At 59.1% G+C, this 16,520-nt stretch carries 12 protein-coding genes and 2 tRNA genes; 8 read left to right on the forward strand and 6 right to left on the reverse strand.

What is annotated here, in order from left to right; translation table 11 throughout:
- Positions 1–38: 38 nt before the first annotated feature.
- On the reverse strand, positions 39–998 hold the full coding sequence (locus MOP44_RS05465) for a class I SAM-dependent methyltransferase (RefSeq protein WP_260794901.1): 960 nt from the start codon (positions 996–998) through the stop codon (positions 39–41).
- Between the two features lie 156 nt (positions 999–1,154).
- On the opposite strand from MOP44_RS05465, the gene MOP44_RS05470 reads away from it, so the two are divergent.
- The 4 genes from MOP44_RS05470 to MOP44_RS05485 all read left to right on the forward strand — a co-directional run bounded on the left by MOP44_RS05470 (position 1,155) and on the right by MOP44_RS05485 (position 2,765).
- Positions 1,155–1,706 carry a TetR/AcrR family transcriptional regulator gene (locus MOP44_RS05470; protein WP_260794902.1) on the forward strand — a complete coding sequence of 184 codons (552 nt, stop codon included), beginning with the start codon at positions 1,155–1,157 and terminating at the stop codon, positions 1,704–1,706.
- A 36-nt stretch (positions 1,707–1,742) separates the two neighbouring features.
- On the forward strand, positions 1,743–2,501 hold the full coding sequence (locus MOP44_RS05475; RefSeq protein WP_260794903.1) for an ABC transporter ATP-binding protein: 759 nt from the start codon (positions 1,743–1,745) through the stop codon (positions 2,499–2,501).
- 42 nt (positions 2,502–2,543) lie between these two features.
- Positions 2,544–2,618 (forward strand) — tRNA-Gly (locus MOP44_RS05480).
- A 72-nt stretch (positions 2,619–2,690) separates the two neighbouring features.
- A tRNA-Cys gene (locus MOP44_RS05485) sits at positions 2,691–2,765 on the forward strand.
- Between the two features lie 375 nt (positions 2,766–3,140).
- Here MOP44_RS05485 and MOP44_RS05490 read toward each other — a convergent pair.
- The 4 genes from MOP44_RS05490 to MOP44_RS05505 form a co-directional block, all read right to left on the reverse strand.
- Entirely contained in the window at positions 3,141–6,659 is a 3,519-nt protein-coding gene (locus MOP44_RS05490) for a carboxypeptidase regulatory-like domain-containing protein (RefSeq protein ID WP_260794904.1), read from the reverse strand.
- Positions 6,660–7,063: 404 nt separating this feature from the next.
- Complete coding sequence (locus MOP44_RS05495; protein ID WP_260794905.1) at positions 7,064–7,978, reverse strand: metallophosphoesterase; 915 nt, start codon at positions 7,976–7,978, stop codon at positions 7,064–7,066.
- 114 nt (positions 7,979–8,092) lie between these two features.
- A complete protein-coding gene (locus MOP44_RS05500) occupies positions 8,093–9,607 on the reverse strand; it encodes a sulfatase family protein (protein ID WP_260794906.1) in 1,515 nt (504 codons plus the stop codon).
- A 496-nt stretch (positions 9,608–10,103) separates the two neighbouring features.
- Complete coding sequence (locus MOP44_RS05505; RefSeq protein ID WP_260794907.1) at positions 10,104–10,295, reverse strand: hypothetical protein; 192 nt, start codon at positions 10,293–10,295, stop codon at positions 10,104–10,106.
- Positions 10,296–10,367: 72 nt separating this feature from the next.
- Here MOP44_RS05505 and MOP44_RS05510 point away from each other — a divergent pair, with 72 nt between their 5' ends.
- Positions 10,368–11,306, forward strand: a complete 939-nt coding sequence (locus tag MOP44_RS05510) for a hypothetical protein (RefSeq protein ID WP_260794908.1) — start codon at positions 10,368–10,370, stop codon at positions 11,304–11,306.
- A gap of 253 nt (positions 11,307–11,559) precedes the next feature.
- Positions 11,560–12,408 carry an RraA family protein gene (locus tag MOP44_RS05515; protein WP_260794909.1) on the forward strand — a complete coding sequence of 283 codons (849 nt, stop codon included), beginning with the start codon at positions 11,560–11,562 and terminating at the stop codon, positions 12,406–12,408.
- Between the two features lie 27 nt (positions 12,409–12,435).
- Here MOP44_RS05515 and MOP44_RS05520 read toward each other — a convergent pair whose 3' ends face one another.
- Entirely contained in the window at positions 12,436–13,773 is a 1,338-nt protein-coding gene (locus MOP44_RS05520; protein WP_260794910.1) for an MFS transporter, read from the reverse strand.
- Between the two features lie 471 nt (positions 13,774–14,244).
- Here MOP44_RS05520 and MOP44_RS05525 point away from each other — a divergent pair, with 471 nt between their 5' ends.
- Together MOP44_RS05525 and MOP44_RS05530 are read left to right on the forward strand one after the other, a co-directional pair.
- Entirely contained in the window at positions 14,245–15,492 is a 1,248-nt protein-coding gene (locus tag MOP44_RS05525) for a mandelate racemase/muconate lactonizing enzyme family protein (protein WP_260794911.1), read from the forward strand.
- A gap of 37 nt (positions 15,493–15,529) precedes the next feature.
- Entirely contained in the window at positions 15,530–16,498 is a 969-nt protein-coding gene (locus tag MOP44_RS05530; protein ID WP_260794913.1) for an RraA family protein, read from the forward strand.
- The last annotated feature ends 22 nt before the right edge of the window (positions 16,499–16,520 follow it).

A 16,520-nucleotide genomic window follows, 5' to 3' on the forward strand; every position in this document is an offset into this window, starting at 1 on the left:
CCCCTGCCGCTTGAGCAGATTCATAGCCTGAGGTCGCTTCAGTCAGGGCGCTCGAGGACGGCGAACCAGTAGCCGTTGAAGCGGCCTTCATCGGCGAGGCGGAAGCCGGCTTCGGCTACTCGGCGGCGCCATACGCGAGGCGAGGCCAGGAAGAACGAAAGCACATTGGCGATGGTGAACATGGTCCATCCGGGAACCCAGACAATGAGCAGGAAGCGCGCACCGGGCTTGAGGACGCGGTGGATTTCGCGGAGGCCCTGGGCGGTGGAGCGGCCGAGGTGATCCATGGCGTGGGCACTCACGGCCGCGTCGAAGGTAGCGTCAGGCAAGCCGAGCCGGGTGATGTCGCCGGGGGTGATGCGAACGCGGTCTCGCAAGCCGGCTAGGCGGAGATTTTGCTCGATGAGCGTGCGGCCACCACCCTCGATGTAACCAGCGTCGAAGCGGTCGAGGGCGACGATGGTTCCCTGGGTGAGCGCGCGGGCGAGCGCTATGGTGGTACGGCCCGAGCCGCAGCCAGCGTCGAGGATGATGGGATTCTCAACACCGACAGGCGTGAGCGCGACCATGGGCAGAACAGCGTCGTCGACGCGCGTCACTGAGCGGGCGAAGATGCCTCCGACGAAGAAACAGGCGGCGAGAAGAGTGAAGATGAGGGCGGCCGGCCAGTAGTGCGTGGCTGCGATTTCGATGAGGATGGCGGCGGCGAACAGGATGGCCGCGGCAATTATGGGGCCGAGTGTCCATGCCGGAGCCCAGCCGAAGTTGAAGGTGTGATTGCGGCGGCGGGGAGTAAAGCGCGCCAGGAGTTTGTCGGCGCCGATCACGTAAGCGGAGGCGAACATGATGGCGGCGCCAGCCACGTGGAATCCCGCGAAGAGGAAGAGGGTGCTGGACACGGCCTTGAGGCTGGGGGCGTAGAAGAGGAAGGCGGCACCGGCGAGGAAGCCGAGGACGCCGACCCAAAGCATGTGCCCGTGATGACCTTTGGTTGCCATGATGCACCTCCTGAAGGCTTGACGTCGGCCTCCATATAACCGAACATACTGTTCGGAAACGCGATGACACAGAACACAAGCAGCGAAGATGTTCGTTCCCGAACACAGGGGAAGTTGTTGTTCGGGAACGTTGCGGGGACGAGCCGGGATAGGCGCGTGCAGCGCACGTTGAACGACCTGCGGCAGGCACTGCTGAGACTGATGGTAGAGCGGGGCTATGAGCCGCTGACCGTGCAGGACATTCTGGATCGGGCGGGCGTGGGGAGAGCTACCTTCTACCAGCATTTTCGGGGTAAGGACGATCTGCTGCGGAGGTCACTGGAACCGCTGCGCGAGCACCTGCTGGAGGAGTGGAAACGGGCCGCTGCGGAGGCGGGCGAGGGTGGCGCTCCGCTGGGATTCGTCCTGCCGTTTCTAAGGCATGTGGACAGCCAGAGGGCGCTGTATCGGGCGACGGTGGGACGGGAGAGCTGGGCGATCGTGCATCGTGAGATCAAGCGGATGCTGACGGAGTTTGCGGCCGAGTCCGCGAAGGGTATGCGGGCGAGGAGCCTGGTGACGGAGGCGGCTCCGCAATATGTGGCAGGTGCGCTGATGAACGTGGTGGTGTGGTGGCTGGAGAGCAGGGCGAAGGCGACTGCGGAGGAGATGAACGAGGTGTTTGTAAGGATGACCGGTGCGGCGCTGGGAACCATGCAGAAGGCGTAGGGAGTGTCTGTTGTTGGGGCATTTACAATCGAGGGTGTGCAGGCACAAGCGGCGTCGCCCATCATTCTGGCTGAAAATTTGAGCAAAGTTTATCGTTCAGGACGGATCGAGGTCCCGGCGGTGCGCGGGGTTTCATTCGCGGTGCAGCGCGGCGAGTTTGTTGCGATTGTAGGGCCGTCGGGATCGGGCAAGTCGACGCTGTTCTACCTGCTGGGAGGCTTGACGCAGGCGTCGAGTGGACGCGTGGTGATTGACGGCGTGGATTTCGCCACGCTGAACGATGCGCAGCGGACGCAGTTGCGTCGGCATCGGATCGCCTTCGTCTTCCAGAAATTCAATCTACTGCCAACGTTGTCCGCGATGGGGAATATCGAGGTGGCGTACTCGGTGAGCGGGCGCAAGGAACCGCTGGATCGGGCGTATCTGGACCACCTGAGCGACATGCTGTCGATCAAGGGCCGGCTGGTGCACCGACCGTCTGAGCTGAGCGGCGGCGAGCAGCAGCGGGTGGCGATCGCGCGTGCGCTGGTAACGCATCCCTCGATTGTGCTGGCCGACGAGCCGACCGGGAATCTGGATACGAAGAACTCGGACGTAGTTTTAAGTATGTTGCAGCATTGCAATCGCGAACTGGGGCAGACGGTGCTGATGATTACACATAACCCTGAGGCGGCGGCGATTGCGGACCGCATTCTGCATATGCGCGACGGCGAGATTGTGCGCGTCGAGAAGGGCCGGGGTGGGGGCTCCCACAGCACGGGACAGGCGGAGACGGGTCGGAGCGCGCAGGTTTGACCCGTTTTGGACCGATCGGTATACTCAAACTTGCGACACCAAGCGGGAGTAGCTCAGTGGTAGAGCATCGCCTTGCCAAGGCGAGGGTCGCGAGTTCAAATCTCGTCTCCCGCTCCAATTCACCCTCCGGCGCCAGCCGGATTGGCTACGGTGAAGGGGCGATCCGCAATGGTTAGGCTGCCCTGCCAAGGCGCGGTACCCAAGTGGTAAGGGAGAGGTCTGCAAAACCTTTATGCGCCGGTTCGATCCCGGCCCGCGCCTCCAAATCTTCCCATTCAAATCAATCAGTTCAGAGGCTTAGGCCTGTTTACCGCATGCCTTCACGAGTGGTCTTGAGAGACTTCTCGACGCTGTGCCTGAGCGAAGCACCGCGCCGGTGCTGACGTAAGCGAGCGCTTGGGTTTCTGTTCCCCGCAAGATGTAATGACGAAGCGCGTCGGCCTATTGCTGTAGGCAATGAACGGGTAAGAACGGCCGCCGGTTAGGTCTTCCACGAAGTCTGTTTGAACAGTTCGGCGGGAATTGTTTGCAGTCTCGGACTCAAGTGTAGGAATCTTGTTCGGTATTTATGGGCGTATTGAGATCGCTGCAGAAAGCGGCTGAAGATCCGCCCCTCTATGCAGCGATTCAATTAAGTGGTTAGAAGTTGAACATGGCTTGGATCTGGCCCTGGCGGTTTGCGGCCGTGAACTTGCTGTTGATGTAGCCGAAGTTCGAGGCGTTGATGTTCGTGCCCTGCGGCCAGGCGATCTGAGTTCGGTTAAATGCGTTGAAGTAGTCCATGCGCAGCGAGAGCGAAGTGCCCTCGGTGATGCGGAAGAGCTTGCGGAGGCTCAGGTTCTCTCCGGGATAATGAGGTCCGCGGATCGAGTCATAAGCTCTCTTCGAGTTGCCCAGCACAAACTGGCTTCCCGTGTTGGCGAAGGCATCGTTGCTGAACACCGGGGTGAGGGGGCCTTTCCCTTCGAAGTAGGGCTTTACCTTATCCCAGTTGCCGGACCACCTCTTGACTCCGGGAACAACGTTGGGGCGGTTCAGTCCGTTCAGGCCCTGGCCGCTCTGCGAGATCTGCACCGTGCCGCCGTTGTTGTAGGTGAGAATGCCGGCCACTTCCCAACCGCCAATCCAGCGGCCCAGCTGGCCCTGATTCAGGAACCTCTGTCCCTTGCCGATGGGCAACTGGTAGGTGGTGGCGATCTTGCTTTCCCAGGTGTCGCTCGTGATGACGAACTCCGGCGACGGATTGTAGCGGTTTAGCGGCGTAGCGAGATTGTCGTACTGGCGCGGCAGGGTCAAAGAAGCGAGGAACGTGAGACCGTTACCGGTGTGCTTGTCAGCCTGGATCTGCAGTGCGTTGTAGTAGGTGGTTCCGGCCTGATCGAAGGCCCGCGCCACGTTCGAGTACTGCGGAAAGTTCTTCAGCGACTGGAACACCGTTGCGCCGCCCTTGAACTGGCTGGAGAAGTCGGCATACGGTGCGCTGAACCCGGCTGCCTGTGCCTGAGGCGAGTTGATGTTGTCAGTAAGCAGTGAGCCGTATTGGAGCACGGAAGGATCGGGCTGACTGATCGGGTTGATGTTGTAGCCGGTCAGATGTGTCACGCGGTTGGCGGAGTACGCCACGGTGATGAGCGTGTTCCAGCCGAGCTGACGCTGCACGCTGGCATTCCACGCCTGATACATAGGAGCACGGCCGTCCTGATTGGGATTGAAGTAGTTGATCGTCTGGGCCACGCCAAGCGAGGGGCTGAAGGGGGTGGTGGAGACGGTGGGTAGCGGGTTGGGAGTACCGTTAGCCGTCCACGGTCCGTAACCGGGAACGTTGCTCCCGGTGCCATTTACGGTGAAGCTTCCGCCCAGGAGCGATGCCAGGCTCACTGCGCCGCCGACGCCCTCACCCTGTCCATAGGCGCTGTTGAAACCGAGGAAGTTGATGATGTAGCCGGCGTGGACAACCGTTCTTGGATCGAAGGCGTAGGCAAAGCCGACGTGTGGACCGAAGTTCTTCCAGTGAATTGCGGCGCGATCGACACCGGAGCAGCCGGTGCAGTTGCCGAATGCGGTCGCGGCGCCAGGAAGGTTGCCGGCGGCAGGATTCGGAGCCGTTGGGTTCAGCCACACGTTGTTGTTCTGGGTCAGCTTGTAGGGAACCATCACGTCCCACCGCAGGCCGGCACTGACGGTCAACTTGCTGGTGAGCTTAATGTCGTCCTGAATGTAGGGCGAGTAATCCTGGGTGTAGAACTGGGTCTCGGTCTTGGCGGTGCGGCTGGCCGAGTCAGGCAGCCCGAGCAGGAAGCTCGCGAAGCCGCTGCCGTATTTGCCGAAGTTCGGATCTGCGGAGTTCGGAACCGACGTGGTGGACTGGTGGAAATCGAACTCGCCACTGCCGTAGTCGCTGATGGTGTGCGCCATGTAGTGGTGGTACTCCCCACCCATGTTCAGCGTGTGACGGCCACGGGTCCACATCCAGTTGTTGACGATGTTCCAACCGAAATTGTCGACATAGTAGTTGATCAGGCCGCTCCACACGTCGCCCCAGCCGGTAGGGGCGTTCTGGCCGCTGAACGTGATGATGGGAAGCGTCTTGCCGTTGGTGACACCGGGGAAGCTAACATTCTGGTTGTCACCCACGTAGTCCTGCATCTTGTCTTCCGCGGCCAGGCCGATGGTGAAGAGAAGGTTCGGGGTGACGGTTTTCTGATAGGTTCCGAGCCACACGTTGGTGTTGTCGATGCCCGACTGCTCACCGGTGAGGGGGTTGGACTTGGGAACGATGGGCGGAGTTGACTCCTGCACTACGGAGTAGTGATTGCGCCACCAGGTGAAGCCGAGGTTCTGGGTTGAGCTCAGGGCGTGGTTCACGGTGAGTCCCCAGGCCTGCGTTTTGAAGGGAACCGACTGAATCGCCGGTAGCTTGTTGGCTACCAGGCCGAAGTTGTTGCCCGGTGTGTCGGGGTCCGGAAGGTACTGCAAGAGAGACTGGCTCAGCGGGTCAATTCGGTTCGGGCAGATGACATTGAGCTGGCCGTTGCACGAGAACTGCTGGCCGGTCTGCGGATCGTAGATCGGGATCAGCTTGCCACTCGCGTCGACGAACTGGCTGAAGTCGCCGTTCTTCATCGCAGGCGTAGGAACGGTGCCGATGCTGGTAATGCCCTGATTCTGGCTGAAGATATCTACACTGCCCAGGAAGAATGTCCGGTTGTGTCCGTTGTAGAGGTGAGGCAGAACGACCGGACCGCCAACGCTGCCACCCCAGTTGATTTCGCGATCGATGGGAGCAACCGGCTTGCCGTTCGCATCGAACTTAGATGGAAAGAACCCGGCCGAATCGAAAGCGTTGTTGCGGTTGATAGCGAACACATCGCCGTGCAGCTTGTTGGTGCCGGAACGCATGTTGTACGCGACCGCACCCTGTGTCATGCCATAGCGAGACGAGAACGCGGAACGAAGCATACGGAACTCATCCACCATTTCGAACGGGGGATCGGAGTTGATGGCCGACGCAGTGACCAGCGGCAGGCCGTTGTAGTAGCTGCCCGATGAATTGATCTGCTTGGGGTTGCCACCTTCCACCGTTAGCGTGCCATACGGACCAGATCTGACGCCGGGTGAGAGCGTGCCGAAGCTGGTGATCTGGCGGATGTTGCCGCTGATCTCCAGCGGCAGGGCTGACACTTCGGCCGGCGGGAGCATGGTATCGAGCTGCGGCTCGGTGGTATTGAGTTCGATGGAATTGCCTTCGGAAACCTGAACCGTCTGGGTCTCCGCGCCCATATTCATCTTGATATTGAACGTGGGAGTAGCGCCTACTTCCACCAGCACCTGGGTCGCCTGGTACCTCCGGAACCCGGGTGACTCGACAGACACGTTGTAACTTCCAGGCGCCAGAGCGACGCTGTACAGTCCGACCGAGGAGGAAGCGACCTGAGAGCTGATCCCGGTCGCGGTGTTGAGGAAGGTAATCGTCGCGCCCGGAATGGCTGCGCCGGACGGGTCCGTCACGGAACCCGTGAGGCCACTATTTGCCTGCGCGCGGAGAAGTTGAACTGACGGGCCCACCAATGTGAAAAGCAGCACCCACATCCACACGACGCACCGCTTTCCCATTGGTCCGACGCTGGGCTTTTTGAATACTTGTTCCGTGAAAAGCATGCTACTGCAGCCTCCAAATACACTCGAAAGTTCCCACGTTCAGGCGCACGCGTATTCCCCAGAGTCAGAACTCCACCAGCTTCAGGTGCGTCCAATCGTGCCTATCTGGAACCAGAGCGAGTTTCGAAGATCAGAGACTGCTTGCCAAGGGATTAGCCCTCCGCAACGTGGTGAAAACTTCGATTTAACAAGTGCCTTTATCTATTGCAATAAGATCCGCAGCCGTCTTTAGGTACTGATGCGGGAGAGTTTCGAGGATCAAAGGAGGTTCTGCTAAGAGATATAGCCGCTGAACATCTCTCGATGCGAAGCGGCCGATTTTGTCGTCACCGCGCAACAAGGGATTTGCAGGTCATGATGACGCGGCTCGGGAACCGTCCAAGTTCGAAGATCTCTCTGTGAAGTCACTGCGGACAATGCGTCGGCGGCAGATTGGGCGGCTGCACCTGATTAGGTATGTCCGCAAGGCAATACCATCGCGACTCGAGCTTGCTTCCATCGACGGTGACCAACCTGAATCCCGACAGCGATCCGCCGATGGGCAAGCCCACGGCGCCACTGACGCTCTCATTCAGCGATCCGTCTTTACCACCCGCATTGCGGTGATAGTGCCCCGCGAAAACATAATGCACATTGCCTCGTTCAAGGAAATCGAGGTACTTGCGACGGATGGAGGCCGGCAGATTGAAGTAATCATCTTTCTCTGCCGGGTCGTGGAGGAAGTAGGGAATATGCTGGAAGACAACTACCTCGCGACCTCGGTGCGCCCGGGCTTCAGTGAGAGTGTTTTCGAGCCACTGCTCCTGTTTCTGCGCTTCATCCGTCACCTGCGTCGGCGACCCTATCAGGCTTGAATTCAAGACGATGCCGAGAATGCCATCTGCCGAAAAGGAGTAGTAGTCGCGCCCAAATGCCTGGCGATAGCTATTGAGGGTATTCGGGGTGGGTTCATTCCCGACGTCGTGATTTCCCGGCACGTTATGGACGGGAATTGCCGGGTCCAACTTTTGGAGAATGCGTTTGTACTCAGCTATCTCCGTTGCATCGCCTGTACGGTTGGTCAGGTCGCCGCAGACCACCACGAATCGCGGATGCAGCCGGTTCAAGCTGGCCACAACAAACTCGAGGTTTGCGCTCTCCTGGGTGAAGTTCTGGTCCTTGGCGTACATGCCCAGTTGCGGATCGGCCAGTACCGCAAAAAACCATGGCTGCGCGGCTTGAGCCATTCCGAATGGGGCAATGAAGGTCGGCAGCAAGAGCAAGATGATAAGAAGGAGCCGCCGCGACAATTTGTCCTGCCCCTGGAGATTCGATTTCACACAGCTCTCCCTAAGATCATTCCGCAACACGGAGTCGATATGGCCAATCGTCCGGACCGGCTTCGACATGATCTGAAGACAAGGATAGTCATCTGTGTGTCGCACGCACTTCACTCAATCGCCCGGGGGCGCGAACTTGACCGGGTAGCCGGTGTTGTCGTTGTATCGCTCCCGCAGCTGCGTCAACTGTGCCAACAGGTCCTTGAAGACGGTGTCGTATCCCTGCTGGATGTGCCGTCCGTTATCGATGACGAGGTTTTCCATCTCATCGGGATCCTTCTCCAGGTCGAACAGCTCCCACTCATTGCGAGTGTAGTAGCTGATCAGCTTGTAGCGTTCGGTGCGAATTCCATAATGCGGCGCCACCCAATGCGGCGTACCGAACTCGTAGTAGTGATAGTAGAGAGCGGGACGCTCGCCGGGCAAACTCTGCCCGCGCAGAATGGGCGCGATGCTCTTGCCCTGCATCTCCGCCGGAATGGGCAGGCCCACCAGGTCGAGAATCGTGGGCGCATTATCGATGTTGATCACCCAGTCGTTGCGCACCGTGCCTCGTCCAGCAGCGCCGGGGCAACGGATCATCCAGGGAATCCGGATTGCCTGCTCATACATGAAGCGCTTGTCAAACCAGCCGTGATCGCCGAGGAAGAATCCGTGATCGCAGGTGTAGACGATGATCGTGTTGCCGGTGAGTCCGTTCTGATCCAGGTATTGGAACAGGCGGCCGATATTGTCGTCCTGAGAACGCAGAGTTCCGAAAAAGCGACGCATATATCTCTGATAATTCCACTGTTTGCGCTGGCGCCCCGTCAGATCTGCCGGTGGATTGAAGTCCGGCATGTCTTCAATGCGCATTCTCGCTCTGCCCGCGGGGCTGGCGCGGTGATCATAGTTGTCCCAGAACGTACCCGGCTCGGGAATCCGCACGTCGTCATAAAGGTGTTCGTACTTATGCGGGGGGTCCCACGGCCGGTGCGTGTTGAAAAACTGCATCATCATGAACCACGGCTGCTTGAACTGCTTCAACCCTTTGAGACACAGGTCGGTCATGACATCTGTCTCATATCCCTCGTAGCGAAACTTCTGAATTTCCTCGCTGCCGAGGCTGGGATTGCCAAGAAATCCGGTGGGCTCGTAATACGGGCCGCCCGCGCCCTCCTTGTAGACGAAGTAATCAAAGCCGGCCTTGGCTGGATTCACCGGCAGATGCCACTTGCCCACCATGCCAGTCTGGTACCCATTCCGCTTTAGGATCTTGGCAACGGTCTCCTGCGCCGCATCGAAACGCGAGGGCGGGTCTCCCAAACTATAGAACTCCGGGTTCCCGAGAATTCCGTTCACATGGCTGTAGGTGCCCGTCAGCAAAGTGGCCCGGCTTGGCGCGCAGAGCCCATTCGTGCAGAAGGAATTTTCAAACCGGATGCCTTCGTTGGCAATGCGGTCGATGTTCGGCGTCTGTAGGAGACGTCCTCCGTAACAGCTCAACGCCGGCTGGGGCACACCCTCTCCGGTGATCCAGAGGATGTTGGGGCGCCTGGGCAAGGAGCTTGTTGCACTGCTCTCGATTGGCGTGGCTTTCGTCGCGAGTAGCGGCTCTCCCTGTGCACTCACCGTTGCGGCGGCGATCATGCCTCCGAGCCTCTTGAGTGCGCTGCGCCGACTGAGAGCTCCCGATAGCTTCGAATCATTGTCTGATTTCATGGAAGGCAAGAACAGCAACATGGATTCCGTATGCGGCTGACGTGTCCGAGCCCAGATCTCGTTCTCGTCGCTCTGCAGCCCCAGGCGGAGCCTGGCAGCCGGAAATCATTCTTGCGCTCCGCGCTGATGCACGCCAAGAGGTTATCCAGCTAAAACCAGGTGAAAACATTCTGTTCACATGTGTTCTCGGTCGCAAAATATTCTGCGGCAGTTACATGGCGCGATGCCACCGGCGGGCCGATACAGGAGTAAATGCGCGCGAGCACGGCCGTGTAAGTAGGGGGCTATAATTTGTTTCGGTATGTCTTCCCCCCAGCGGCTCCCGAACAAGGTTGAAATCCCTCTTTCTTCAAAACCAGACCGGGACGCCGATCCACGCTGGGGGCTCATCGAACGTATCCTGCAGAGCCCGCCGTTCCAGAAATCAGCTAATTTGCACGGCCTGCTTTCCTACCTGGCTGAGCACTCCATTCGCGGGGAACGAGAGGCCTTGACCGAGAGACAGATCGGCCGGGCAGCGTTCGGGAAACCGGAAGACTACAGCCCAGCCGAGGATAGCGCGGTTCGCGTTCACGTGCGACACCTCCGGCTCCGGCTGCACGAGTACTTTGCCCACGAAGGCCAGACAGAGCGTCTACTGGTCGAAATCCCGAAGGGTTCCTACGCGTTGGAGTTCCGGCCCAGATATATGGAACCGGTTACCGCGCCCCAGTCTCTCGTCGTTGCGGCGACGCCCCCGGAGACGCGGGCCAGAGGGCACTTCCGAGGCCAGGGCCTCCTGCTCTGGTGCTCGATAGCCGCTGCGGTGATCTGCGCAATCGGCTGGTATCGTGCGGTCAGGGTGCATGAGAACAACCAGGCGATTCTGTGGCCGCTGAATGCCGTCATTCAACCGGATCGCGAGACACGGCTCATTGTTTCCGATGGGAATACGATGCTCAGGCTCCTAGGCGACAAGGAGTTAACCCTGGATCAGTACCTGGCATCCAACTTTCGCACGAGTCTGGTGCCCACTCACCTGCCGCCGAATATCTCGCGGCTTGTCGACTACATTTCTGATTCGCAGCTCACTTCTTTCGCAGACCTGGTCGTGGCTTCTTCGATTGCGAAAGTCGCCGGGAGGTCCGGTCATCCGATCCAAATTTATTCCGCTCGAAATCTGAACCTTCGCGAGCTCGATGATGGCAACTACATCTTCATTGGCGGCCCCACTTCCGATCCCTGGGTGGGGCTCTTTACTGGAAAACTCAATTTCGAAGTCGTGGAAGATGGGGTGGGCGGCAAGATGTACTTCCGCAATAGGAGACCGCTCCCGGGTGAGCAAGCGACCTATGAGGGTCTGCCGCGCACCGGCTCAGCCGGTGAAGAATATGCGACCATTTCCCTTCTTCCCAGTTCCACCGGCCGTGGCAACATTTTGATTCTGCAAGGACTGCGCCAGGAGGGAACGGAAGCGCTTGGGGAGTTTCTGCAGAACTCCGCGGATCATGCTCAACTCGAAAAGGCGTTGAATATCCACGAGGGTTCATCAACACCCGTCTACTTCGAGGCTTTGGTGCATGCTCGCGTGGTGGCCGGCGCGCCGTTGTCGATCAGCGTCGTGGCTACGCGCACCATCCAGCCCTGAGGCTCTGCAGAGGCGCCCGTTCGATAGCACCAGGGATATTTGGCAGAGCGCTTCCGACATTACCTCAACCATCCTCCGATGGCGTATGCGGCGCGTTGGCGACTTCCGGTTGGGAGCGCAGATGCCGTTCGCCATGCCGAGAGAGAACAAAGCTCCAGTCAAACTGGCAGCAACCGCCGATACTCCAATTCACCAGTTGGATACTGTAGGCTTGCCACTAGCGAACGGCTGACGCCAAAGTGAGGAAACGAAGATGAAGGATGCTCGTCAAGGAACGGCCACAGGGGTGACAGCGCGCCGGGCGAAGCGCTTCATTTTCTCATTGGTGTTTGCACTGGTTACCGTGCTCGTAATCTTTCCTGCTGTGGCATCGAGGAAGGCACGCGGTGCCACGCATGAAGTGGGAAGGCCCGTTCAGGTGGGGAACGCACAATCCGCGGCGGCCAATGAACATGATCCGGCAACACTGCTCCAGGCTTACCGCCATGTTGAAGTGGCATCCGTCTCCGACGCCATCGAACAGCTTCTGGGGCGGCGCATGTACCTATCGCACGGGATGCAGCCGCTGTTTCCATCGCATTTTGCGGGGTATGCCGTCACCGTGCGCATGGAGAAGCAGGAGAATCACGACCCACACGCTGTGGATGGGATGCTCGAAGCGATCGATCGTGGGAAGAAAGACTCCGTTTACGTTATGTCCATCGAGGATGGAGCGGACGTGGCTGGCATGGGCGGGCTGATGGGCACGGCAATGGCGGCGCGTGACTTTGCGGGAGCGATTATCGATGGCGCGGTTCGCGACACTGCGTATCTCAAGAAGATAGGCTTCCCGGTCTACTCAACCGGTATCGCGCCATCCACGCTGGTGGGGCACTACAGATGTGCGGGAAGCGAGGTGCCTGTGGCGATTGAGGGGGTGACTATCCGTCCCGGTGACATCATCGCCGCAGATCACGATGGAGTGGTTGTCGTACCGCGCGAGCGCGCAGAAGATATCCTCAAGCTCGCGCAGCAGTTGGATTTCAAAGAACACTCGATGTACCCGCTGATCGAAAAGACAAGGTCGATCGAGGCGGCGGTAAAGCAGTTCGGCAGGCTCTAGTCAATTCGAAACATAGAATGAAATCGCTCAATGCGATTCGCGGCTGATCTCGAATTGCGTGAGCCCCTTGGATGCCGCGAGGTTGTCAATCACGGCGCTGACGAGTTTCGTTTCGGGATCGACCGCGAGCCACGCGATTGCGCCTGCGACGGCCAGTATGGCGGCGACGAGGAAGGAAGTCGTCCAGCCAAAATGCTGTGCGATCCAGGGAGTGAGCGACGCAGTCACTGCGCCCCCGATCTGCGCTCCCATATTCATCACGGCGGAGACGACTCCAGCGCTTTCACCTGCGATGTCGGCCGAGACCGACCAAAACGAGCTCTGGCAGAGATACAACACGCCTGCGCCGGCGGCCAGGATCATAGCCGCAAGCGAAGCGCTCCCGACACGTGAGCCAAGCACCAGCAACACCGCTGTCATTACGAGCGAAAACACGCCGACACCGCAGCGTCCGGCGCGTAATCCGCGGCGCGCAGTGATCCAATCGCTCAGTACACCGCCGCCGAGACAGAACACGGTCATGGCGATAAACGGGAACATGGTGTAGAACGCGCTAGTCTTCAGGTTCAGGCCGCGCGCCTGGGCCATGTACATGTAAAACCAACCTAGGAAGATCCACGCCACGTAACCGAAGGTGAAGTAAGTAAAGGTGAGCAGAAATAACGTGCGGCTGCGGAAGATGGCGCTCCACGGAACGGGTGTTCTCGCTGCATGCTTATCTCCGGCTTCTGGAAGACCTGCCTGTATATTGCTCAGTTCGCGCGCGGAAACCAGCGCATGTTGTTCGGGCGTGTCGCGGGCGATGAAGTACCAGATGATTCCAGCGATCACGCCGACCGTCGCACTGAACCAGAAGGCTGCACGCCATCCATGCGAGGCGATGATGGCGACGAGCAGAGGAGGAGTAAGTCCCGCCCCAGCACCGACTCCGGCAAAGATGACTCCATTCACCGTGCCACGCTCGCGGGTGGGTATCCAGCGCGCCACGAACTGGTTGGAAGCGGGATAGATGATGGCCTCGCCGATGCCCAGTCCGAAGCGGACCGCGATCAGCACCAGGATCGCGCCGCGCATTTTTGGGGGGACCAAAGCGGTGGCCAGCGTGAATCCACCCCACCACAGCACGCCTGCGGTGAGCGCGCGCCGCGGGCCGAGGCGAACCGCCACCCAGCCGGCGAGCACCTGCGATGCGGCATATCCGATGAGGAAAGCGCTGATGATCCAGCCCATCCGCAGGTTATCGAGCCCGAATTCGCGGATAATTTGCGGTCCCGCGATGGACACGTTCGTGCGGTCAAGAAAGGCAATGGCGCTGAGCAGGAAAATCCAAAAGACCAGCACGGCGCGGACTGGCAACTTGCCCATTGCAACGATGCTCCGATCCCAAACTTGGATCCGGCAGTCGTAGCGCCGGAGTTGTTCGTCCATTGATCTGCGGATTGCAGTGTCGCGGAAAGCAGTTATGCGTCGCACGTGCTAACCTGCCGCGTCGTTCAGGAAGGATGCGAGGGAGACGCGAACCACGCCAGCCAGTCTAGCGCGAAGGTTTACCCCAGCGCATCAATCGTGTCATGGCGTGGGACGATTCGAGAGGCAATTCCTCGGTGCATCCCTGAAACGAAAGAATTTACAAAAATCGCTTTAGTTGAGTCCCGCTATTTCGTTGACAGAGGCCGAATCTCTTTTGTAATCTTCGCGACCGTTCAAGACTTTCGGCAAGAATCGTCACGAACTTCCCCGTGACGCTGTGGACTCAGTAAACGCTTCCTGAACTCGGAATCAAATCCAGACAAGAAGATTCCCCGGGGGTTTATGCCTCATCTGTCACGAAGATCGATGCTGAAGGGCACTGCTCTTCAAGCACTCGGAGCAGTTTCGGCCTTTTCTCTTCCCGGCCTGGCACGAGCAGTCGAAAACAACAGCACGCCGTACCAGCGCAGCAAGCTGAAGATCACGGATGTGCGCACCGCCCAGGTGCTTGTTCATGGTCCGCAAACGCACGTGCGTATCTACACGGATCAGGGACTCTACGGCCATGGCGAGTGTACCGACGCTGCGGTTGGTGCGGCATCGCTGATCCGCGGATGGCGGCGCATGCTCATCGGGCGCGACCCGCTCAATGTCGAAGCGATCTGGGAGCGTCTTCGCACCGGAGGAATTTTCGCCGGCGCGCAGGGTGGCCAATACATCACTGCTCTTTCGGGACTGGAAATTGCCATGTGGGATCTTGCTGGTAAGGCGCTGGGACTCCCTGTCTACCAGTTGCTGGGCGGAAAATTCCGGGACAAGGTCCGCATCTATTGCGACTCCGACATGGATGTTCCGATTGGCGCCGAGGCCGACAAAAAGCTGCCGTGGATCAAGGAGCAGGGTTTCACGGCAATGAAGATCGACTTGGATGACGCCAGGGATCCTGCGCGCTTCGATGCGGTCAATTGGACTGCGAGCAACGGCGAGATCGATCGGATGGTGAAGTGGGTGTCGCACGTGCGCGAGTCCATTCCCGCCAACATGGATTTGGCCTGCGACATGCATGGCCGCTACGACGCTCCGACCGGAAAGAAAGTGGCCAAGGCGCTAGAGCCATTCCGGCTGATGTGGCTGGAAGAACCGGTTCCCGCCGAGGACATTGACGCTATGGCGGACATCCGGCATTCGACGTCCACTCCAATTGCCTGCGGCGAGAATCTTTACATGCGCTGGGGGTACAGGGAACTGCTCGAGAAGAAGGCGGTCGATATCATTCAGCCGGATTTCCAGAAAGTAGGTGGAATTGCCGAGGCGCAGAAAGTGGCCAACATGGCGCAGGCCTACTACGTGCCGGTCGCCCCACACTGTGTCGTATCGCCGGTCGGCGTTATGGCGACGGCTCACGCATGTACTACCTATCCGAACTTTCTGGCATGCGAGTGGCACTGGATCAACCATCTCGACCTGTGGAAGAGCTGGGTGAAGGAAGGCGAAATCATTGTGCAGGGGCATGTCACTCCCACGGACAAGCCTGGCCTGGGTGTGGAGATGGATGAGGACGTTGCGAAAAAGGCGCAGATTCCGGGAACACCCTGGTTCGAGCCCGAGAAGTAGAGATCAGCAAGACAAACTCACGGGAGCAAAGAGACAGATGCGGAGAATCATTGCAGGCGTTCTGGCCGGGGCAGCGTTCCTGGCATTCACTCCCTGCCTCAGGGCCCAGCAGGAGTTCTTCACGCGCGAGGATGTGATCAAGTACACCCCGGAATGGCGCGGGGAGAGATTTCCTGACGGCCGGCCCAAGGTGCCCGACGACATTCTGGACCGTATGAAGAACGTCACGCTCGAAGAGGCTTGGGCAACGCTTCGCAGTGCAGGATTCAACCACCAGTATGAGGACGGCTGGTATTCCATTCACCCGGATCAGGTGCTGGTGGGCAGAGCGCTCACGGCAGTGTGGATGCCCGGGAGACCGGACATTGAAAAGGTGATCGAAGAACAGGGAGTACAGGACCATCGCAAGGGAGGAACGAACGCCTGGCCCGTCGATATGCTCCAGCCTCGTGACGTCTATGTCTGCGACCACTTCGGACTGAAGAAAGACGGGCCTTCCATTGGTGATAACGTCGGTAACGCGATCTACGCGAAGTCAGGCAATGGCATCGTCTATGACGGCGCGGTTCGTGACATTAATGGATTGGAAGAGCTGAAGGACTTCACCTCATTTGTTCGCTACTATGATCCCTCGCATCACTTCGGAATGCTTGCCACCGGCGCGCGGCTCAATTCGACCATGGTGAGCATCAATGGGCCAACGCGAATTGGGCAAGCGCTGGCAATGCCGGGAGATGTTGTGCTCGGACGGAACGGCGGGGTTCTGTTTATCCCGCCACAACTGGCGGAGCGCGTCGTGAAGTATTCGGAACGAACGCACCTCGAAGACATGTTCGGCCACCAGCGCCTGCGGGAGAAAAAGTACACCGCGGGGCAGATTGACGCGAAGTGGTCACCGGAGATCGAAGCAGATTACCACCAGTGGCTTAAAGAGAACGAGGGCCACCTGCCGGCGCCGAAGTCCACCATCGATGAAATTCTGAACGAGAGCAAACCGCCCCAGTAGGCGGATTGCTTGTCAAGCAGAT

It is taken from the genome of Occallatibacter riparius (assembly GCF_025264625.1).
In the GTDB taxonomy this organism is placed as follows: Bacteria; Acidobacteriota; Terriglobia; order Terriglobales; family Acidobacteriaceae; genus Telmatobacter; species Telmatobacter riparius.